General features: G+C 57.9%; 21 protein-coding genes. 14 read left to right on the top strand and 7 right to left on the bottom strand.

All coding sequences use genetic code 11. From position 1 onward, the window contains the following. Positions 1-8 precede the first annotated feature (8 nt). Genes SIB58_RS08275 through SIB58_RS08265 form a run of 3 tightly spaced genes read right to left on the bottom strand, consistent with a single transcriptional unit; the run spans position 9 to position 1,510 of the window. Positions 9-503, bottom strand: coding sequence for a CGLD27 family protein (locus SIB58_RS08275; protein ID WP_066905367.1), 495 nt, complete (start codon positions 501-503; stop codon positions 9-11). Between the two features lie 13 nt (positions 504-516). Continuing rightward, positions 517-882: a ribosome silencing factor gene (gene rsfS / locus SIB58_RS08270; protein ID WP_066905369.1), complete on the bottom strand. Its 366-nt coding sequence runs from the start codon at positions 880-882 to the stop codon at positions 517-519. Further along, entirely contained in the window at positions 875-1,510 is a 636-nt protein-coding gene (locus tag SIB58_RS08265; protein ID WP_066905371.1) for a DUF3318 domain-containing protein, read from the bottom strand. Before SIB58_RS08265 ends, rsfS begins: the two co-directional genes overlap by 8 nt. A gap of 123 nt (positions 1,511-1,633) precedes the next feature. Between SIB58_RS08265 and carB the strand changes: the two genes are divergently transcribed. From carB to SIB58_RS08250, 3 genes are read left to right on the top strand one after another with little or no spacing between them, the layout of a single operon-like run. Beyond that, the gene (carB, locus tag SIB58_RS08260) at positions 1,634-4,942 is read left to right on the top strand and encodes a carbamoyl-phosphate synthase large subunit (protein ID WP_066905373.1); all 3,309 of its coding nucleotides are present in this window, start codon (positions 1,634-1,636) and stop codon (positions 4,940-4,942) included. A gap of 41 nt (positions 4,943-4,983) precedes the next feature. Continuing rightward, complete coding sequence (locus SIB58_RS08255) at positions 4,984-5,652, top strand: DUF3386 domain-containing protein (protein ID WP_066905375.1); 669 nt, start codon at positions 4,984-4,986, stop codon at positions 5,650-5,652. Continuing rightward, positions 5,652-7,025 (top strand): alanine/glycine:cation symporter family protein, encoded by a 1,374-nt coding sequence (locus SIB58_RS08250; protein ID WP_066905377.1) that lies wholly within the window; start codon positions 5,652-5,654, stop codon positions 7,023-7,025. The genes SIB58_RS08255 and SIB58_RS08250 overlap by 1 nt, the downstream gene beginning before the upstream one ends. Positions 7,026-7,112: 87 nt before the next feature. Here the strand turns inward: SIB58_RS08250 and SIB58_RS08245 are convergent, their stop codons facing one another. Together SIB58_RS08245 and SIB58_RS08240 are read right to left on the bottom strand one after the other, a co-directional pair. Beyond that, the gene (locus SIB58_RS08245; RefSeq protein ID WP_066905379.1) at positions 7,113-7,343 is read right to left on the bottom strand and encodes a DUF6447 family protein; all 231 of its coding nucleotides are present in this window, start codon (positions 7,341-7,343) and stop codon (positions 7,113-7,115) included. A gap of 35 nt (positions 7,344-7,378) precedes the next feature. After that, positions 7,379-9,121: an ABC transporter ATP-binding protein gene (locus SIB58_RS08240; protein ID WP_066905381.1), complete on the bottom strand. Its 1,743-nt coding sequence runs from the start codon at positions 9,119-9,121 to the stop codon at positions 7,379-7,381. 41 nt (positions 9,122-9,162) lie between these two features. Between SIB58_RS08240 and SIB58_RS08235 the strand changes: the two genes are divergently transcribed. Genes SIB58_RS08235 through SIB58_RS08220 form a run of 4 tightly spaced genes read left to right on the top strand, consistent with a single transcriptional unit; the run spans position 9,163 to position 11,422 of the window. Next, positions 9,163-9,345 (top strand): RNA-binding S4 domain-containing protein, encoded by a 183-nt coding sequence (locus tag SIB58_RS08235; RefSeq protein WP_066905610.1) that lies wholly within the window; start codon positions 9,163-9,165, stop codon positions 9,343-9,345. A gap of 60 nt (positions 9,346-9,405) precedes the next feature. Continuing rightward, a complete protein-coding gene (gene tpiA, locus SIB58_RS08230; protein WP_066905383.1) occupies positions 9,406-10,137 on the top strand; it encodes a triose-phosphate isomerase in 732 nt (243 codons plus the stop codon). Positions 10,138-10,143: 6 nt separating this feature from the next. Continuing rightward, positions 10,144-10,980 (top strand): dihydropteroate synthase, encoded by an 837-nt coding sequence (gene folP, locus SIB58_RS08225; protein ID WP_066905385.1) that lies wholly within the window; start codon positions 10,144-10,146, stop codon positions 10,978-10,980. A 37-nt stretch (positions 10,981-11,017) separates the two neighbouring features. Continuing rightward, positions 11,018-11,422 (top strand): thiol-disulfide oxidoreductase DCC family protein, encoded by a 405-nt coding sequence (locus tag SIB58_RS08220; RefSeq protein ID WP_066905387.1) that lies wholly within the window; start codon positions 11,018-11,020, stop codon positions 11,420-11,422. Between the two features lie 78 nt (positions 11,423-11,500). On the opposite strand, the gene SIB58_RS08215 is transcribed toward SIB58_RS08220, so the two are convergent. Beyond that, positions 11,501-15,517, bottom strand: a complete 4,017-nt coding sequence (locus SIB58_RS08215; RefSeq protein WP_066905389.1) for a magnesium chelatase subunit H — start codon at positions 15,515-15,517, stop codon at positions 11,501-11,503. 116 nt (positions 15,518-15,633) lie between these two features. Here SIB58_RS08215 and dapB point away from each other — a divergent pair, with 116 nt between their 5' ends. Genes dapB through SIB58_RS08190 form a run of 5 tightly spaced genes read left to right on the top strand, consistent with a single transcriptional unit; the run spans position 15,634 to position 18,886 of the window. After that, entirely contained in the window at positions 15,634-16,485 is an 852-nt protein-coding gene (dapB, locus tag SIB58_RS08210) for a 4-hydroxy-tetrahydrodipicolinate reductase (protein ID WP_066905391.1), read from the top strand. A gap of 6 nt (positions 16,486-16,491) precedes the next feature. After that, a complete protein-coding gene (locus SIB58_RS08205; RefSeq protein ID WP_066905393.1) occupies positions 16,492-17,145 on the top strand; it encodes a hypothetical protein in 654 nt (217 codons plus the stop codon). A gap of 36 nt (positions 17,146-17,181) precedes the next feature. Further along, positions 17,182-17,433, top strand: coding sequence for a chlorophyll a/b-binding protein (locus tag SIB58_RS08200; RefSeq protein WP_066905395.1), 252 nt, complete (start codon positions 17,182-17,184; stop codon positions 17,431-17,433). Positions 17,434-17,445: 12 nt separating this feature from the next. After that, on the top strand, positions 17,446-18,654 hold the full coding sequence (locus SIB58_RS08195; RefSeq protein ID WP_231856978.1) for an FAD-dependent monooxygenase: 1,209 nt from the start codon (positions 17,446-17,448) through the stop codon (positions 18,652-18,654). 19 nt (positions 18,655-18,673) lie between these two features. Then, positions 18,674-18,886 carry a DUF2949 domain-containing protein gene (locus tag SIB58_RS08190; RefSeq protein WP_066905397.1) on the top strand — a complete coding sequence of 71 codons (213 nt, stop codon included), beginning with the start codon at positions 18,674-18,676 and terminating at the stop codon, positions 18,884-18,886. Between the two features lie 51 nt (positions 18,887-18,937). Here SIB58_RS08190 and SIB58_RS08185 read toward each other — a convergent pair whose 3' ends face one another. After that, entirely contained in the window at positions 18,938-19,501 is a 564-nt protein-coding gene (locus SIB58_RS08185; protein WP_066905399.1) for an adenine phosphoribosyltransferase, read from the bottom strand. Between SIB58_RS08185 and SIB58_RS08180 the strand changes: the two genes are divergently transcribed. Both SIB58_RS08180 and SIB58_RS08175 read left to right on the top strand, forming a co-directional pair. After that, entirely contained in the window at positions 19,500-20,057 is a 558-nt protein-coding gene (locus tag SIB58_RS08180; RefSeq protein ID WP_066905401.1) for a DUF3038 domain-containing protein, read from the top strand. The genes SIB58_RS08185 and SIB58_RS08180 overlap by 2 nt on opposite strands. Next, the gene (locus SIB58_RS08175; protein WP_231856979.1) at positions 20,058-20,699 is read left to right on the top strand and encodes a DUF4335 domain-containing protein; all 642 of its coding nucleotides are present in this window, start codon (positions 20,058-20,060) and stop codon (positions 20,697-20,699) included. Positions 20,700-20,985: the final 286 nt, after the last annotated feature.

Below are 20,985 nucleotides of genomic sequence, written 5' to 3'. Positions count from 1 at the left end.
CCATAGGTTCAGAGAGCCTGACAGATGCTTGCTCCACCGAGCATCAGACCTGTGACCAGGGCCATGGCTCGCCCGAGCCTGCCCAGGATGGGCCTGACTTCATGCTGAGCAAGAAGCAGATCTCGCTCGCGCCACGACACGGGTTTTTCCCAGACCTGACCGTCGTACCAACCTGATTCCTCGTATTCCACCTTCTCCGAGAGCAGGCGTTTGTGCACGTAGGTCCAGCCAAGCCATTGCCTGATCAGCAGCAGCATCGGCATCACAAGGGCTGCAACACCTCCGGCGAGCAGCAAACGCACTGGGTCGTGGCGCAAGGTCCAGCTACCACTGGCCACCAGCACGGTGATCGGTGAAATCAACAGCCAACTGATCAGTAAAGCCCGATCGAGTGAGATCTGGGCCGTACAGGGCCATGCAAAAAACCAGGATCGGCTGAACTGAGCGAATTCCTCCTGAGGTCTCTGCTCAGGGGGGACAGGGCAGGAAATGCTCGAGGCCATGCCGGGCCGCCTGTTAATCGTCTGATGATCTGGACGTTAGGTAGGGACGGCGTTCCCCGTGACTCCAAAATGCTTCAAGGTCGTAGTAACTCCTTTCCCCGGGTTGGAGCACGTGCACGATAAGTTCGCCGTAATCCAGCAAGGCCCAGCGGCCCTCGTTGACTCCCTCTTTGCGCAGGGGAAGTCTCTTCACCTCATCTTCAATCCGATCCTCGACGGATCGTGCAATCGCCCTGACCTGAACGTCGCTCTGCCCACCGGCGATCACCATCCAGTCGGCAAGACTCGAGACCTCATCGACCCGGATGAGCTGGATGTCCACCGCCTTGCGGTCATCGCACGCGTCGGCGGCGAGTTCCGCAAGCTGTTCACTATCCATAGACGTTTTCGCTGGTGACGGACTGACGTGAACCTTGTTGTTGCGCCATTTCAGCGCGAGCTTTTCCAGCACTCTTGCGCAACGCTTCCAGTCGGTCTTCGTAGAAGCTGCGTTTTTTCTTCTTTCTGGTTTTCTCGACGAGGTCCTTCAACGCCCCGCCCAGACTTTTGTAGGCATTTGGAACGCTGTAGCCAAATCGACAGGCCAGATCGATAGCCCGCTCATCAGCCGAGATCGCATCGCGAAGACGTTTTTCGGCATTGTTCTTCAGGTAGAGGCGATAGCCGGCGAATCCGGACAGCCCCAAAGCCATGAACAACAGCAGCCCGTCTTGGACCCAGAGTTCACCGATGGCCCCGCCGAGACCGATCGCAAGGGCTGCCATCTCCCAGCCATCGCGTGGAATGGTGTCGTTCTGAATCCGCCCCACTTCGTGCCAGAACAACAGATTGCGGTGGTCGAGGGCCAGATTGTCCCAGGCATCGAGATCAACCTGGATCTCCACCTCATCCCTGCCGATCTCTTCAAGGGTGATCAAAGCCGGCTCAACGGCAGCGGCGGCCTCGACAAACACCCAGCTCTGCATCTCCGGGGGGAGTAACCCTTTCAGACGCTGGAGCTCACTCATGATTGTTGATCGTTCTCCTGACCCCTAACGCTAGCGACTGTCGGGCACCTGCCGCTGAACAGACGCATGTGGACATGGGGCTGCGTGGGAGACTCAAAAGGTTTGGCCGCTGAGAGAACGCCCATGCCCCGGCGGAATGACCTTCGTCGCATTCTTCTGCTGGGTTCAGGGCCGATCGTGATCGGCCAGGCTTGTGAGTTCGATTACTCCGGAACTCAGGCTTGCAAAGCACTTCGCGCCGAGGGCTATGAAGTCGTGCTGGTGAATTCCAATCCGGCTTCGATCATGACTGATCCGGATATGGCGGATCGCACCTACGTGGAACCGCTCACTCCAGAAGTGGTTGCAAGGGTGATCGAACAGGAACGACCCGATGCCCTTCTGCCCACGATGGGTGGCCAGACCGCCCTCAATCTGGCGGTGACCCTTGCCGAAAACGGAACACTGGAGCGATTCGGTGTCGAGCTGATCGGTGCTGATCTGCAGGCGATCCGAAAAGCGGAGGATCGATTGCTGTTCAAGCAGGCGATGGAGCGTATCGGCGTGAAAGTCTGTCCTTCGGGAATCGCCTCATCGCTGGAGGAGGCGGAGGCTGTCGGCGCCGCCATAGCCACTTATCCAAGAATTATCCGCCCCGCCTTCACCCTGGGCGGGAGTGGGGGTGGCATTGCTTACAACCCTGAGGAATTTGCCTCGATCTGCAAAACCGGTCTTGATGCCAGTCCCGTCTCTCAGATTCTGATTGAACAGTCCCTCCTGGGTTGGAAGGAATTCGAGCTGGAGGTGATGCGTGATCTCGCTGACAATGTGGTGATTGTCTGCAGCATCGAAAATCTCGATCCTATGGGTGTTCACACCGGTGATTCGATCACCGTGGCTCCAGCCCAGACCCTCACGGATCGTGAATACCAGCGACTGAGGGATCAGTCCATCGCCATCATTCGCGAGATCGGTGTGGCCACCGGCGGCAGCAATATCCAGTTCGCGATCAACCCTGCCGATGGCGAGGTGGTGGTCATCGAAATGAATCCCCGTGTCAGCCGATCGTCGGCTCTGGCCAGCAAGGCCACGGGATTCCCCATTGCCAAGATCGCTGCACGTCTCGCCGTCGGTTACACCCTCGATGAGATTCTCAATGACATCACCGGCAAGACACCCGCCTGCTTCGAACCGACGATTGATTACGTCGTCACCAAAGTCCCCCGTTTCGCCTTTGAAAAATTCAGGGGCTCGCCTGCGGTGCTCACCACGGCAATGAAATCCGTGGGTGAGGCCATGGCCATCGGGCGCTGTTTCGAGGAGTCGTTTCAGAAGGCTTTGCGATCCCTGGAGACCGGCCTGGCCGGCTGGGGTGGTGATCGCGCTGAGCCTGAGCTCACAGCGGCTGAGCTTGACCGTTCTCTGCGGACACCCTCGCCGGAAAGAATCCTCACTGTGCGTGCCGCCATGGTGATGGGACGCACCGATGAGCAGATTCATGAACTCAGCCGCATTGACCCGTGGTTCCTGGCCAAGCTGCGTGTTCTGATCAACACGGAATCTGAACTGCTGAACGACAGAAAGCTGTCGGACATCTGCGCTGCGGATTTTCTCAGGCTGAAGCAGCTCGGCTATTCCGATCGTCAGATCGCCTGGTTCACAGGCTCGGACCAGCTGGACGTACGTGAAGCGCGACTGAAACTTGGAGTGCGTCCCGTGTTCAAGACCGTGGACACCTGTGCGGCCGAATTCGCTTCGACCACGCCTTACCACTACTCAACCTATGAACGTCCCTTGTCACGCCTTGATGTGACGGGGACATTGACGGTTCAGCCCCCGGCGACGGAGGTGTCGGAGGACAGCAGGCGCAAACTGATGATCCTGGGCGGCGGCCCCAATCGCATTGGCCAAGGCATCGAATTCGATTACTGCTGTTGTCACGCTTCGTTTTCCGCACAGGATCGGGGCTTCGCCACGGTGATGCTCAACAGCAATCCCGAAACGGTCTCCACTGACTACGACAGCAGTGATCGTCTTTATTTCGAACCACTCACCCTTGAGGATGTTCTCAATGTGATCGAGGCGGAACGCCCCGAAGGTGTGATTGTTCAGTTCGGTGGCCAAACACCGCTCAAGCTGGCGATGCCTCTGCTGAGTTGGTTGAACTCGCCGGCAGGTCAGGCTACGGGCACCCGTATCTGGGGTACCTCACCGGAATCGATCGATCGTGCTGAAGACCGTGAGCAGTTCGAAGCGATTCTGCGTGAACTTGACATCCGTCAACCACGCAATGGCCTTGCCCGCAGCGAGCATGAGGCACGTGCCGTGGCAGAGGCCGTGGGCTATCCGGTGGTGGTGCGTCCCTCCTACGTGTTGGGTGGTCGGGCAATGGAAGTCGTTCATGACGAGTTGGAGCTCAATCGCTATATGACCGAAGCGGTGCAGGTGGAACCTGATCATCCGGTGCTCATCGACCAATACCTTCAAAATGCCGTTGAGGTGGATGTGGATGCGCTCTGCGACCGGGACGGTGTGGTGGTGATCGGTGGGCTGATGGAGCACATCGAACCCGCGGGGATTCATTCAGGGGATTCCGCCTGCTGTCTGCCATCGGTCTCCCTCGGTGATGAGGCCCTTGCCACCATTCGCGCCTGGACCAAGGCCCTGGCCCTGCGCCTTCAGGTTCAGGGTCTGATCAATCTTCAGTTCGCGGTCCAGCGCACTTCCTCAGGGGAAGAGCAGGTGTTCATCATCGAAGCCAATCCGCGGGCATCACGCACGGTTCCCTTCGTCGCCAAGGCCACCGGTGTGCCACTGGCAAGAATTGCTACTCGCCTGATGGCGGGAGAGATCCTCGCGGATATCGGTCTCAGTCAGGAGCCCTCTCCGCCGCTTCAAGCGGTGAAAGAGGCTGTCCTCCCATTCCGGCGCTTCCCTGGTGCCGATTCCTTGCTGGGACCGGAAATGCGCTCCACCGGCGAGGTGATGGGATGGGCTCCGCAATTCGGGATGGCCTACGCCAAGGCAGAGCTGGCCGCTGGGGAGGCCCTGCCAACCAAGGGCAACGTTTTTCTGTCCACCCATGACAGGGACAAGCCTGCTCTCGTTCCTGTGGCCAGGCGATTGCTTGATCTTGGCTTCGCGCTCACCGCCACTGCTGGAACAGCGGCCACCTTGACGGAGGCTGGTCTTGAAGTGCAGTCAGTGCTGAAGGTCCATGAAGGGCGCCCGAACATCGAGGATCTGATCCGCTCCGGTGCTGTGCAGCTCGTGATCAACACCCCGATCGGTCGTCAGGCAGCCCATGACGATCGCTATCTGCGTCGTGCTGCTCTCGATTACTCCGTGCCGACCCTCACCACGCTTGCCGGAGCACGGTCTGCTGTGCAGGGGATTGAGGCGCTGCAATCGCAGGCGTTTGATATCCATGCCCTTCAGGATGTTCATCGATAGGGTCAGTCCCGGTAAGGTCGCCGAAGCGTCAATGTCTTCACGTGACTGTCACCAGCATTCCCAACGTTGCCCCCGGAAGTGATTGCCGGGATGCGTTTCAAGCTGCTTATCAGAACCGCTACACCTGGGAACCGGGATTTGGCGGATACAAGGGTCGGTGCATCTGGGAACAGGGTGACCGTCGTGTTGAAGGACGTTTCCAGATCGGAGCTGATCTGAAGGCCAAGGTCGAGGGAATCGAGGATGCTGAGGTTGAGAAGGCGATTGCTTCTCAACTTTGGGAAGTCGCCATTCATCGCGTTCGCAGGTCTTTCGAGCAGGTGCACGGTGCCAATACCTTCACCGCTGGTGACTGCACCGATGAAGGCTTGGAGGTTTTGATCGGAGGCAAGGGTGAGGGTGACCGCTATCGCATCAAAGGTGATGTGGTGACGATGGTCCACCGGCATATCCACGGCACTGTGGTCACGATTCACACCGGAAGTACAACGGACACCGGATCGGGTTATCTCAGTCGCAGCTACACAAGTCAGTACTCGGATCCTGCCAGCGGCGAAGTCAGAGGATCCTCCAGCAGCTTCGAAGATACCTTTGTGCCTCTTGGCGAGCAGGGCAGCTGGGTGCTTGAGCGTCGAGCGATCAGCTCCAAGGATTCCGATGGCAAGGACACGCTTCAGGTGTTCGAGTTCAACGATCTGGCTGCGCTCTGATGTCAGCTCCTGCAAGCGCTTCTGACAACTTCGACAGCGTCGTCACCGCGATCAACGGTCCGGTCAGTTCCTTCGCCTGGGGATGGCCGACCGTGGGGCTGATTTCGATTACGGGCATTGTGCTGATGCTCGGTCTGAGGTTCATGCCGGTCCTGCAGCTTCCCTATGGGGTGCGCATGATGCTGGCCCCTTCAGATCAAGAGGCCGAGGGCGACATCAGCCCCTTCCAGGCTTTGATGACATCGCTGGCAGCCACCGTCGGCACTGGGAACATTGCTGGAGTGGCAGGAGCGATCGCCATCGGTGGGCCTGGGGCAGTTTTCTGGATGTGGCTGATCGCCTTTTTTGGCATTGCAACCAAATACGCCGAAGCCGTCCTTGCGGTTCACTACCGCGAGGTGGATGAACTGGGTCATCACGTCGGTGGGCCGATGTACTACATCAGCAAGGGTCTTGGACCTCGCTGGGTCTGGCTTGGTGGTCTGTTTGCTCTGTTCGGCATGCTGGCCGGCTTCGGCATCGGTAACGGCGTTCAGTGTTTCGAAGTGTCCAGTGCTTTGCTCGGTCTGGGTGTGCCCAGGGAAGTAACGGCCCTGGTGCTCGGGGCGCTGGTCTTCGCCGTGATCATCGGCGGTGTGCGTCGTATTTCGAAGGCCGCCTCTGCGATTGTGCCGTTCATGGCGATCGCCTACGTGCTCGCCTGTCTCATCATCCTCTTGGCCAACATCGGCAGTGTCGGCGATGCCATCGCCAGCATTTTTAGTAATGCATTCACTGGTCAGGCCGCTGCTACAGGCACGCTCACGCAGGTGATTCTGATGGGATTCAAACGGGGGATTTTCTCCAATGAAGCTGGTCTGGGCAGTGCTCCAATTGCCCATGCAGCTGCGCGCACTGATGATCCCGTTCGTCAGGGCACGGTGGCAATGCTTGGCACCTTCATCGACACGATGATCATTTGCACGCTCACTGCCCTTGTGATTCTGGTGAGCGGGATCGCAGGCGGTGGACTGTCAGGGTCTGAGCTGTCAATTGCAGCCTTCGATGAAGCTCTGGCTGGTTCGGGATGGATCGTCACCTTCGGCCTGCTTGTCTTCGCATTCACCACTGTTCTCGGTTGGAGTTTCTATGGCGAACGCTGCACTGAATATCTCTTCGGTGTGAAGGCGATTCTCCCCTTCAGGGGCGTGTGGGTCGCCGTGGTTGTGATTGGTTCGCTGGTGGGCGACCGCGGTGTGGTGTGGGGAGTCGCGGATACGCTCAATGGCCTCATGGCCATTCCCAACCTGATAGCGCTGTTGCTGTTGTCAGGCACCGTGTTTGAGCTGACCCGTCGTTATCGCTTCCCCGACACTTCGGAATTATCCAGTTGATCGAACTGGCTGCATTCAGTGTTGAAAAGCCTCCGCCATTGAGTGGAGGCTTTTTGTTGTGGAGATTCTTGCTGTGGTTTTGCTGATTCAGCCTTGGTCGGGCATCGGGGTGACGTCCTTCAGGCGCTCATTGAGCTGCATGGCCATGGACTGTCGTCCAACCGCAAGAACTTTCAGGGTGTCTTCGTGCATGCGCAATTGCGCATCTGCGACTTGCATGCCGCGCACCAGCTCCTTCAGATCTTCAGGAAGTTCATTGAGGTTGTAGCGCTTGCCTTCAAAGGTGAGCACTGGATTTTCTGCTGGCGTTGCGGTCATCGGAGGGACAGAATCACGGTTGAATCCAACGAAACCTAGCTGCGCCCATCGCGAATCATTTGGCGTTCACACAGATCTCGATAGCGACCGTTATTCGCCATCAACTGATCATGGCTGCCTCGTTCGCTGATCTGGCCATGGTCAAGCACCACGATCTGGTCGGCTTCCTGCACCGTGGCCAGTCGGTGGGCGATCACCAACACAGTGCGACCGTACATCGCCTGACGTAGCCCCAGCTGAACAGCAGCTTCAGCCTCAGCATCGAGGGCACTGGTGGCTTCGTCGAGCAGCAGCACCGCAGGATTTCCCAGGACGGCCCTGGCAATGGCAATCCGCTGCAGCTGACCTCCTGACACATTGGTGCCGCGTTCCTCGAGCTTCGTCTCATAGCCATCCGGCAAGGCCATGATGAAGTCGTGGGCATTGGCCAGACGGGCTGCCTCGAGCAGCTGGCCATGGCTCGCCGGCCTGCCAAAACGAATCGCTTCAGCGATGCTGCCGGAGAACACGGTTGTGCGCTGGGGAACGAGGGCGACCTGTTGCCTGAGTTCTCGCGCTTTCAATTGTGCCAGGTTCTTCCCATCCAGCTCGATCTCGCCTGACTGGGCACTGTTAAAACGTAAAAGCAGTGAGAACAAGGTGCTTTTGCCGGCACCGGATGGGCCCACCAGTGCCACGACTTGACCGGCTTCGATGCGCAGATTGATGTCTCGAAGAACCGGTTCGCCGTTGCCGTAAGCGAATTGGACGCGATGCAGGTTCAGGTGGCCCTCAGGTCGACCAATCGGCAAGGCCGGATCCGGATCTGCTGTCTCCTGAGGTTCCTGTTCGATCTGCCGTAGCCGTCGCAGCGAAGCCTGACCCTGTTGAAATTCATTGAAGTTGTTGGTGACGTGAGCGATGGGGTCGATCAGCACCACAAGGCCGGTGAGATAGCTGCTCAAGCCGGCAATGCTCAGCCCATCGTTCTGAATCCTCCAGGCGGCCAGGCCCAGCACGGAGAACAGTCCCACCACTTCGATCATGCCCACCACCGGGTGCTGCAGGGCAACAAGGCTGTAAGTACGGTGCCGGGCCTGACGATGCTGGTCAATCTCTTCTTCAAACCGGCCTTGCAGCCAGGGCTCTGCAGCAAACGCCCGCACCAGCGGCAGGCCCTCGATCGCTTCGCCGAGCAAACCGGCCAGTTCGCTCACTTTTTTCTGACTGCGTTCGGTGGCCGCCATCACCCGTGCGCCAAACAGGCTGATCAACCAGATGATCAACGGTGCGAGCAGCAGGATGGAAGCCGTCAGTTTCCAGTCCAGCCAGAGCATGTAGCCCAGCACCGCCAGTAGTTGGAGCACACTTGGAAGTGTGTCGTGAATCGATTTGTACAGCACTTCACTGACACGATCGGCGTCTTCGGTCAGTCGGTAGGTCAGATCCCCTGCCGAGAGTTTTTCCAGTGCGCCCAGTTCAACGGTCTGCAGACGCTTAAACAGATTGCTGCGCAGGGTTTTGCTCACCTGAAGGGCAGGTCCGGCCAGCAGGGAGTCCTGACCGAACTGAGCCAGTTTCTGGATCGCAAAAATCAAGACGCCCTGCCCGATCAGCCCCAGCACCCGGCCAAGATCCCTCGATCCCAGTGCGGGGAACAGGGAACCCGCGAGATTGAGCAGCAACAGAAAGCTGCTCACATAAATGAGCATGCAGACCAGCCCGAGGCTCAGTTGGGGCAGATGCGGACGCAGCAATGGCAGCAGCCTGCGGAATCCTGCCTCGGAGGTTTTCAGCATCGCGTCACACTATCAATGCTCTTTTGTGCTCCCATGCGCTGATGCGACTCGATCAGTTCCTGAAATGGCAAGGATGGGTCGGCACTGGCGGTGAGGCCAAGATGCTGATCCAGACAGGGGAAGTACGTGTGAATGACTGCGTTGTCACTCAGCGTGGTCGACAGCTCAAGATCGGGGATCGTGTGATCGTGGGCGCAGATCAGGCCGTGGTCACGAAGATCTGAGACGATCTTGCTCGCGTAGGAACGTAAGTTGGCTGCTGCTGAGCCGCAGAGGACGCAAGCGTGGGCAAACCGGTGATTGCTGGAAACTGGAAGATGCACATGACGTGCGCCCAGGCCCGGGACTGGTTGGCCACGTTTCTGCCATTGATCGCCGACACGCCTGATGACCGTGAGCTGGTGGTGGCGCCTCCGTTCACGGCAATCAGCACCACGGCTGAGGTCACCTCAGGATCAAGGCTTGAGATTTCAAGTCAGAACGTGCACTGGGAGGCGCAGGGCGCGTTCACGGGTGAGATCGCTCCGTCGATGCTGGAGGAGCATGGAGTGCGGTACGCGATCGTCGGGCACAGCGAGCCGCGTAAATATTTCAGTGAGAGCGATGAGCAGATCAACCACCGGGCGCGTTCAGCTCAGGCTCATGGCCTGATCCCCATCGTCTGCGTGGGAGAAAGTGATGAACAACGCAGCCGTGGTGAGGCCGAGCGTGTGATCCGTCGTCAGGTGGAGCAGGGCCTCGAAGGACTCGATCCCAATCGTCTTGTGGTCGCCTATGAACCCATTTGGGCCATCGGCACCGGCAAAACCTGTGAGTCGTCGGAGGCGAATCGCATCTGTGGCCTCATTCGTAGTTGGGTGGGTGCCCCTGATCTGATCATTCAGTACGGAGGATCCGTTAAACCAGGAAACATCGATGAGCTCATGAGCATGAGTGATATTGACGGTGTGCTCGTTGGTGGTGCATCGCTCGATGCCGAAAGCTTTGCTCGCATCGCCAACTACCAGCTCAGCTGATCAGTGATGCGTCATCCCGCCTGCTGGGGCCATCGCCCGGCTGTGATGGGGGTGATCAACATCACCCCTGACTCCTTCAGTGATGGTGGGCGGTTCAACCGGGCGGATCTGGCCTTGAACGAAGCGTCACGTCAGATTCGGGATGGGGCGCAAGTGCTTGATCTCGGTGCGCAGAGCACCCGGCCCGGTGCTGTTGATGTTGGTGCGGAAGAAGAACTTTCTCGACTTCTCCCTTGTCTGGAAAGCATTCGAGCAGCCCATCCCCAGGTGATTCTTTCTGTGGACACCTTCCTGGCATCCGTGGCCAGAGCGGCTTTGCAGGCAGGCGCCGATTGGATCAATGATGTCAGTGGAGGCAGGCGCGACCCTGCCATGCTGCCGTTGGTGGCTGATGCTGGTTGCCCCTATGTGCTGATGCACAGTCGCGGTGATAGTCAGACCATGGATAACTGCACCGATTACGGCGACCAGGGCGTTGTCGCCGGAGTGTTGCAGGAACTCAGGCTCAGCACTGATCGGGCTCTTCAGGCAGGCCTCAGTCGGGCACAGCTGATCTGGGATCCAGGTCTTGGTTTCGCCAAGACCACGGAACAAAATCTTATGCTGATCCGTCATCTGGAAGACCTTCAGCAGGACGGCATTCCGCTTTTGCTTGGACCGTCTCGAAAGCGTTTCATCGGTGCTGTTCTTGACCAGCCCCGTGCCAAGGCAAGGATCTGGGGTACGGCTGCTGTCTGCGCAAGGGCTGTAGAGGCTGGGATTCACGTGGTGCGAGTGCACGACGTAGGACCGATCAGTCAGGTGGTGACCATGGCCGCGGCGGTTGCTCGGCAAGGTTCGTGAATGATCTGGCTAGAACAGATCCCTCTGAAAAGAACTCATGAGCACGAGCCCTGAGCTCACCCTGCTCTACGACGGGGGATGTCCACTTTGCGTCCGTGAGGTGACGTTTCTACGTCGCAAGGATCGCGATCAGTCCATCCGTTTCATCGATGTTGATGCACCGGACTACTCCCCTGAGGACTGGTCAGGCATCAGTTATCGCCAGGCGATGGCAAGGATTCATGCCATTCAGGCCGATGGAACTGTGCTCACTGATGTCGCGGTGTTTCGCGAGGCTTATCGCCTGATTGGTCTCGGCTGGCTGTATGCGCCAACCCGCTGGCCAGTGCTCGGACCAGTGGTTGACACTCTTTATGGCATCTGGGCTCGATACCGATTGAAGATCACCAACCGTGCATCACTTGATCAGCTCTGTCTGGATCGATGCGAACGCTCTCTCTGAGCAGTATCCCCAGCTATTCAAAAGCTGGTCTCAGTCCAGAGGCTGCATGGCTTGAGCGTCAGAGCTGAAAGGCCATGATCAGACTTCGGCAGTCGTGACTCCTTCAATTCGATCTTCCACCTCCTGGTAGAGCTCCTGCAGCTGTTGGATGTTTTCATCAGAGGTCTCCCAGTAACCACGTCCATGCACCTCGAGCAGCGTGCCCACAATCCGCCGGAAGCTGTTGGGGTTCAGATCCAGAAGACGCTGGCGCATTTCCGGATCATTGATGAATGTTTCGTTGGCTTCTTCGTAGACGAAGTTGTCAACCGAGCCACTGGTCGCACTCCAGCCAAGGGTGAAATTGAGGCGCTTGGCAACTTCTCGAACACCCTCATAACCCGAGTCGAGCATTCCCTCGTACCACTTTGGATTGAGAAGTTTGGTGCGTGAGTCGAGACGAATGGTCTCGTTCAGGGAACGCACCTGAGCATTGGCGGTGGTGGTGTCGGCGATGTAGCTGGTGGGTGATTTGCCGTCGTCGCGCAGACCGGCGATCAGTTTGGTGGGATCCGAGTCGAAATAGTGACTTACATCGGTCAGGGAGATCTCAGCGGAATCCAGATTCTGGAACGTGACGTCTGCCGTCTTCATGACACTCTCGAACACATCACGCTTCTGATTCATCTCACCGGGATTGTCAGCATTGAAGGCAAAGGTTTTCCTGGAGAGATACATCTCCTGCAGCTCGCCTTCCTCTTCCCAGGTGCTGTTTTCCACGGCCAGATTCACATTGGAGCTGTAGCTGCCACTGGCATTGGAGAACACGCGACAAGCAGCGTCTCTCAAGCTGCTTCCCTCTTTTTCAGACTGCTCAAGGGCATGTTTGCGCACAAAATTCTGCTCAAGCGGCTCATCAGCTTCAGCTGCCATCTTCACGGCCTGATCAATGAGTGCCATCTGATTAATGAACAGATCGCGAAACACTCCGGAGCAGTTCACCACCACATCAATACGGGGACGCCCCAGCTCTTCAAGAGGAATCAGCTCGAGTTTGTTGACTCGGCCCACTGAGTCCGGCATTGGCTTCACACCCACAAACCAGAGAATCTGAGCCAGAGATTCGCCGTAGGTCTTGATGTTGTCCGTGCCCCAGAGAACGCAGGCAATGGTTTCGGGCCAGGTTCCCTGCTCTTCGCGCTGGCGCTCGATCAACTTGTCAACGACCCCTTTGGCGGCGGATACAGCCGCCCGGGTTGGTATCGCCTGAGGATCCAGGGCGTGGATATTCTTGCCACTGGGCAGAACTCCGGGATTGCGGATCGGATCACCGCCAGGCCCGGGGAGGATGTACTCGCCGTCAAGAGCTTTGAGGAGACTTTCCATCTCCATGTCGGCACAGACCTGTTCAAGGCAGAAACGCAGATATCCGAACAGCCTGTCGAGCTCTGTGGGGTCAACCTCGTTGAATCCCTTGCTTCGACATGCCTTCAGCCATGGGGAAGTTCGCTTGAAGCCGAAGCGGGCAAGCAGATCGTTGAACCAGGACCAGTTGTTGCGCAGGTTGACCCTCCCGTCACTGCCTGTGACGGAGCGGACCATCGCCGAGGTGGCTGCGCGTGATGTCTCGGTGATGGTGCGATTGAGTTCGACATCGGCGAGTACACCGTTGTCATTTCCCTTGTAAACGTCTTCGATTGTTCGACCAATGGATTCCGCCAATAAACCTGGAAGGGAACGAAGTCCGTCTTCATCGCGTTCGAGTGCGGCGATGTTGACTAGAGTGGCGATGGCTTCTTCAGCTGTTGGCGGTTTGCCGATGGTGTGGAGTCCGCAGGGAAGCAGGCGGCTTTCGATCTCCATGAGTTGGCGATAGACAGCGCCAACAAGCGCATCGCGGCCTTCCAGATCAAGCGTTGAGGCATCCTCTTCGGGAAGATCAACATCCTTGTCCAGGTTGCATTGGCGAGCTGTCTCGACAATTGTGTTGACGATCTGAACACCGCGACCACCTTCACGAAGTTGTTGGTAGGAGCCGACCAATTCGCCAAGTTCTTTAAGACCCTTGTAGAGCCCGGCATTCTCTGCGGGCGGAGTGAGATAGCTGATCGTCGATGCATAGCCACGACGCTTGGCGATGGTGGCTTCCGACGGATTGTTGGCTGCGTAGTAGTAGAGATTCGGCAGGGAGCCGATAAGGGAGTCCGGGTAGCAGGTCTCGCTCATCCCCATCTGTTTGCCAGGCATGAATTCCAGTGACCCGTGGGTGCCGAAATGCAGCACTGCATCGGCCTGCCAGATTTTTTCCAGGTAGGTGTAATAAGCGGCAAATCCATGATGAGGACTAGCGCTTCGCGAATAAAGCAAACGCATGGGGTCACCCTCGTAGCCGAAGGTGGGCTGTACGCCGACAAAGATGTTGCCGAAGTGCCTGCCGAATACAAGCAGGTTCTGGCCATCGCTGTTCAGGTTGCCGGGAGGTTTGCCCCAGTTCTCCTCAAGTCGTTCCGAGTAGGGAGTGAGACGCTCATATTCTTCGACGCTCATCCTGTGGGCGATGGAAAGCTCCGGGGATCCCTGCATGGCATTGGCGTCGTTGATCACCGCTTCAAGCAATGCCCGGGGGGTGGCAGGCAGATCCTTCACGTCGTATCCCTTCGCTTTCATCTCCTCCATAACGCGATGGATGGAGCCGAAGACGTCGAGATAGGCCGCAGTGCCCACGTTTCCCTTGTCGGGTGGAAAGCTGAACACCGTGATCGCCAGCTTTTTGTCGACGCGGGGCTTGATGCGCAGAGACGACCACCTGATCGCCCGTTCAGCGATTGCGTCAACTCGATCTTGCAGTGTGTGAGCTTTGCCGGTGGCGTCATCTCGTCCTGAGAGGACAATCGGTTCGATCGCTCCGTCCAGCTCTGGAATGGCAATTTGCAGTGCAACCTGAACCGGATGCAGGCCGAGGTCGCTGTCTTCCCATTCCTGGGTCGTCTGAAACACCAGCGGTAGAGCCACCATGTAGGGACGATTGAGTTTTTTCAGTGACTCAACTGCTTTTGGATGGTCCTGGCGGGCAGGGCCACCAACCAGCGCAAAACCGGTGAGGGAAACGATGCCGTCAACAAGCGGTTGCTCTGGATTAAGCGGGTCGTAAAAGAAGGCATTGACAGGCTTGGAGAAGTCGAGGCCCCCGCAAAAAATGGGAATTACCCGGGCACCACGGAACTCCAATTCCTGGATCGTTGCCACGTAGTGAGCATCATCTCCGGTGACAATGTGGCTGCGCTGCAGCACGAGGCCGATCACCGGGCCTTTGAGAGCTGCCTCGGAGAGATCGGTTCGACTGGAGGTCCAGTTGAGGTACTCCCTGAGGTCCTCGAACATCGACGGTGCCAGTGGATGCCAGATGCCGAGGTCGGGAAAGACTTCGGGAGCGGCAACGTCCATGACGGGACGCTCTTCGCCTTCCTCTGTGGGGAAGACATATTTGTCAGCCAGCATCAACAGGAAGTTGCGCAGATTGTCTGGTGTTCCCCCCAGCCAATACTGGAAACTGAGCATGAAGCTGCGCGCATCCTGCGCCTTCTCAACAGGCAGATACTTGAGAACGGTGGGCAGAGTGTTCAGGAGCTTGAGCATGGCGTCCTGAAAGCCCGCTCCGCCCGCCTCCTTGCGCTTTTTCATGAAGCCGGCAATAGCGCTCTTGCTCTGCCCGAGCTGCGCCATCGAGAAGCTGCCGAGTTTGTTGAGACGCATCACCTCCGGCATGGAGGGGAAGACAACTGCGGCTTTCAGACGGTCGCGATGGGGTGTGACGGCATCGACGACCTTCTGAGCCAGATCTTCGATGAAGATCAACGAGGCGACGAAGACATCCGCTTCGGCGACGTCGTGCTTGAAGTCTGCGTAGTTGGTGTCGTCGCGCAGTTCCTCGATGAGGTATCCGCTGAGCTCGATGCCCAGATCGCCACCACTGGCGTTCAGGGCTGTGGCTGCCTGAGTGAGTGCGCTTTGGTACTGAGGCTCAAGCACCACATAAACCGCCTTCATCACGGATTTGTGGTTCTGACCCTCCACAGGAGCCACGCGGCGATTGGCGGAGCGGACCTGTGTGAACATCGGCGCACGTTGAGCTGTGTAACGAACTTTACGGCGAGGAGCAGTTCTACGCGCATGTTTTCTCGCGGTGTTACAACTCGACCTGTCCATAGGCTCTGAGTAGAGACACCCCTGGCATGAGCGCTGTTGCGAATCAGTCGATCCCTGTTCTGGTCACCGGAGCGCTAGGGCGCATGGGTGCCGAGGTCATCCGCGCCGTTCAGTCCTCAACGGACTGTCATCTGGTGGGGGCAGTCGATACGACACCGGGCAAGGAAGGAGCAGATATCGGCGAACTGCTGGGTTTCGGTGCCATGGAGGTGGCTGTGACGGCAGACTTGGAGGGCTGCCTGTGCGCCACCAGTCAGGCGGTTCGGGATGCCGGTCCCGGCCAGGGGGCAGTGATGGTGGACTTCACCCATCCATCCGTTGTTTACGCGAACACTCGAGCAGCCATCGCGTATGGAGTGCATCCTGTGATCGGCACCACAGGCCTTTCTCCCGAGCAACTCAAGGATCTGCAGAGTTTTTCTGAGAAGGCTTCCGTCGGTGGCGCTGTGATTCCCAACTTTTCGGTGGGCATGGTGCTGCTCCAGCAGGCCGCGGCTGCAGCGGCACGTTTCTATGACCATGCCGAGCTCACCGAGCTGCATCACAACCGCAAGGCCGATGCTCCCAGTGGGACCTGCATCAAAACCGCAGAGCTGATGGAGGAGCTCGGCAAGACATTCAATGCTGCAGAGGTTGATGAGCATGAGTCGCTCGAGGGCAGCCGCGGCGGGGAACGCCCCAGCGGTCTGCGTCTGCACTCCCTGCGCCTGCCGGGACTGGTGGCTCACCAGGAGGTGATGTTCGGCGCGCCGGGTGAGACCTACACGCTTCGCCACGACACAATTGATCGCGCCGCCTACATGCCAGGTGTGCTGTTGTGCATCCGCAAGGTGAGACAGCTCCCAGGCCTTGTTTACGGCCTGGAGAGGCTGATCTGAGTTTTCATGCTGATTCCACTCCGTCCCGGCGAGCTGCAGACGTTGATTCCAGCAGTGGCGACCGGCACTCAGTTCAGGTTTGCCTTGGGAGATCCACGCAAGATCCTCCAGCGGCTCCTGATCTCAGGGATCGGAGGTGTGATCACACTATTGATCAGTCAGAGCCTTTCCTTCAACCGCTGGGGTTCCGTCTGGCTCGTTGCCGGTGTGGTGTTGCTTCTCTACATCCTTTGGGGGCCGATCCTCGAGGCTGGTCGCAGGAATGCGTCATTGCGCCGATACCCTTCGGCCGCTCTTTTCGAGGGGGAGGTGATTGAGGCCTACACCAGGGAACGGGTGGAGAATCAGCGTGAGCAAGCTGATTCCAGCGGTCGGCTGGAACTGGTTGAGAACCGCAGAACCTGGTTGATCCTTGAGCTTGCGGATGAAGACGGCTACCTGGGGCGAGTCAGTTTTCCCATGATCAAGACCCATTCCGCGATTCGTGTCGGCGTGCTGGTTCGCTGCATTGTTCTCAGTGACCGCAAGGACTTTTCCAGTGTTGGCGCCCTCACCGATGTGTGGCTGCCGCAACTCAAGCTCTGGGTTGGGGAATACCCCTTTCTGCTCAGACCGGCATTTGAGGATCTCTGCAGATTGCGTTTGCGTAAAAGTTCTTAATAATGCGTTACGCTGCGTAAAGTAGTCAGGTTGATCATGTCCCAGGTTCCTTCCAGCGCTCCCGCTATCCGCGGCGCCACCGTGACCACTGAAGATGGTGGTCGTCTCAACGCTTTCGCAACCGAACCCCGCATGCAAGTGGTGGATACGGAGAGCGGCTGGGGCTTCCACGAGCGCGCAGAAATGTTGAATGGCCGCATGGCCATGCTCGGTTTCGTTGCATTGCTCGCCACGGAATTCGCTCTGGGTGGCGAAGCTTTCACCCGTGGTCTTCTCGGCATTGGCTGATTGTTTGATGTGTTGACGGCTGATCCTCAAATCAGAGACTCCGCTGTCAAAGCAGTCCATCACCAGTTCCGCATCGTTGGAGCTGGTCCAACGGGAGCCCTGTTGGCGCTTGGTTTAGCGCATCAGGGCTTTTCTGTTGTTCTTCACGATCGCTTGAGCGCTGAGTTGCTGTTGAATCGCAGCCGCGCTTACGCCATCACGCACTCGTCCAGGCGTCTTCTGCAAGGTCTCGGCCTTTGGGCTGCCTTGCTGGATCATCTGGAGCCCTTTCGCACTCTGCGGCTTGATGACTGCTCCGCCCATCGCACAGCCTGGTTCAACGTTCGCGATCTGCGACCTGGCAATCGCAGCTCGGAGGCGATTGGTTGGATTCTTGACCATCGCCCCCTGATGCATCTTCTGCTGGAACGGCTTGAGGCCTCAGAGCAGGTTGTGCTGCAATTGGATGACGCCACGCCAGCAGAAGGGGCTCTCACCACCGCTGGGCCTTGCCAGTGGATCGTCGCTGCGGATGGCCCGCGTTCCATGCTGCGTCGTTGCGCTGAGGTTCCCTTCTGGTCCCATGCCTACCAACAGGGTTGCCTGACCGCAAAGCTCCGCTTGACGGGAGCGGGTCAACACTGTGCTTACGAACTGTTCCGTCCTGAAGGCCCTATGGCCGTTCTGCCGCTTGGACAGGACAGTTATCAGGTGGTCTGGAGTGCACCGCTGCAGCGATGTCGAGACCGAGCTGCGTCCTCTAGCGCAGAGCTGTTGTCGGCCCTGAACGCAATCCTGCCTGATGGGCTCAACGCAGTTCAGCTGCTCGATGATCCCGGAGCGTTTCCACTGGAGTTGAGTCTGGCGCCGCGTCTCCACCGTGATTCCTTGCTTCTGGTGGGAGAAGCAGGTCATCGCTGCCATCCAGTGGGTGGACAGGGTTTGAATCTTTGCTGGCGTGATGTCAGTGACCTCTTGCACCTGACCGAGGCAATGCGATGCGGAGAGATGGCGTTCCCATCACTGGCTCGGCGCTATTCCCGTTGTCGTCGTTTCGATCTTGCTGGTGTTTTGCTGGCGACGGACCTGCTGATTCGTTTCTTCTCCAATCACAATCCGCTGCTGATGCCTTTCAGGCGCCTCGCGCTTTTCATGTTGAAGCACGTCAGCTGGATGCGACGCCTGAGTCTGTCCGCGATGACCGATGGCCCGGGCGCCTTGCTGAAACCGCTGCCAAAATGAGCATCTCGCTCTGCAGTTGATGGTCATCAGCAGTGATCCACAGCCAGTGGCTTCCCGCGCGTTGATTGGCTTTCTGCAGCAGCGGCTGGGATTGAGTGAGAACGCCATCAATCTCGGCATTCGTCAGGCCCATCTAGAGCAGGCTCCTCTTCCTGTTGTTCTCTGGAGTTTTGGATTGCTGAACCTCACGCAATATCAGGAGGTTCTGGATTGGCAACAGCAGCAGGATTAAACGTCCCTGCTGATGAGTTGCATGGTTGACCTTCCAGCCTCTTGCTCTGAATCAGTCGTAACGGATGAGTGATGTGACAGGAAGCTTCTCCGGCAATCGACTTCGTCCGGCCAGACCTGCCAGCTCAATGACAAACCCGCAGCCCACGAGCTTTCCTCCAGCCTTTTGAATCAGTTCAACACTGGCTGCTGCCGTTCCACCTGTTGCAAGCAGATCGTCTACTAGCAGGACACGGGATCCATCCGCCAAAGCATCGGTCTGGATTTCAAGACGATCGGAACCGTATTCAAGGGTGTAATCGACACCCGTCACATCGCCTGGAAGTTTTCCAGGTTTTCTGACCGGCACAAAGCCAATCCCTTTCTGGGTTGCCAGAGGAGTGCCCACGATGAAGCCCCTGGACTCAATGCCCACAATCAGGTCTGGTTGGAGTTGGTCGCAGACGTCGCCAAGCTGCTGCATCACTGCGCTCCATCCATGGGGATCGCGCAGCATTGGCGAGATGTCGCGGAAGAGAATTCCTGGTTTTGGGAAGTCCGGCACATCGCGAATGAACTGACGAAGATCCACAGGGTGGTGACGCAAAGGCCTCAACCCTGGCATCATCGCAGCCATGACCGATGTCACTGCTGAGGCGGCTCCAGATCCGTCGATTCCTGAAGCGGTTCTTGGCCGCCGTGCTCTCGAGCGCCTAGATCTGCTTCTGCTCACTGTTGAAGCTCTTGACCTGAACGGAGGGGAGGCCATGCTCTGGGCGACCCGTCAGCTTGGCTTTGAAATGATCTTTCCCAATCGGGTTGAGCTCTGGAAACGTCGCTGCCATAACCCGCTCAGGCGTTCCACACGACGTGGTCAGCTCAGTGCTGTGGAAACAGAGGCCTTGATCAGGATCCTCTGCGTGATGGCCGACCGTCTCTATCCGATGCTTCACCAGTTGCTCTCCAGCAAAGAGCCTCGGGAGCTCACTCGCCAGCGCTGGGAGCTGGTCCATCAGCGTCTGCGCGACCTGATTGAAGAGCGTATGAATCTGCGGCGTGGAGCCATTCAGCGCTTCCTCGGCAGTGCACCCGAAGGCCCGCTGCAGCGGCAGCTGGTGTTGACCCTGGCACTTGCTGCTGGCCCCGGTGGGGTGGATCGTCTCCGCGCCAGTCTTCTTGATCCGACCCCCTGAATGGTGATGCTCAAACAGTCCTACCGCTACGACCAAACCACTGCACGACTGGAAGTTGAAGGTTTGCCTGACTTTTCAGCCGGTCATGCGGATCAGGCCATCGGAATCCTTTCCACTTGGCGCTTGAAAATTGTCGGTGCCTCAGAGCTGGAGGGCAAACGCGAACATCTGGAAGCGTTGATGCAGGTGGTGATTCCCTATGTGCGTCTGCGTCTTTCAGGTGTGGTTCGGTCTCTGGGAGCGCTGAACGATCCAGTGAGGCTGGTCCCTGATGGGTCTCAGCATCGTCTTGATCTCACCAGCGGCCAGCCGGATATTCCGCCACTGTCCATCCATCTTGATGATGCTCAACTGGCCGATCTAGTGCGTTGTCTTGATGCCTTGCGAAGCGATGGTCGTGTCTGTCTTGCCTGGCCATCGATTCAGCATGAACCACTTCATCGCCGCGATCTTGTTGAGAGGATCCCTTTGACGCAAAGGCTGACAGCGCCGCTGCTTGGAGGTGCCGCCGTTGTGGTGTTGGGCGCCTTGGGGATTCTGTTGCCATTGCCTGAAGTGCAATCTCCAAAGCCTGCGCAGGTCCCTGAGGTCACAACAGACACTCCGATCAGCGATCCTGCACAACCTGATCAAGAGCGTTGACCTCTGAGCCAGGCAGCTCAGAATGACCCGAATGCCTGAGCTTTCGCAAAGCAGTGAGTCCGTCCAACCTCAAGAGTTCTGTTGTTTGGATCGCTGAGTTCTTGCCGTCAGCGTCTCGCTGCTTTTTGATCGCCTTTGAGCGCCGGTCACTGATTACCCGCCTCGCTCAGGAGACGGCGTCATGAATTCCCCAAATCTGAGACCTCTTAGTGCTGTGCCAAAGACTCGGAGAGTGTTCAGAAAGAGCCCACGGTCGAGGGCTGTTTCAGTCGGCCGTCAGATGCTT

It is taken from the genome of Synechococcus sp. MIT S9504 (assembly GCF_047497135.1).
Classification (GTDB): domain Bacteria; phylum Cyanobacteriota; class Cyanobacteriia; order PCC-6307; family Cyanobiaceae; genus Synechococcus_C.
The sequence above is the reverse complement of the archived record's forward strand: the minus strand, read 5'-3'. Positions and strand labels throughout refer to the sequence as shown.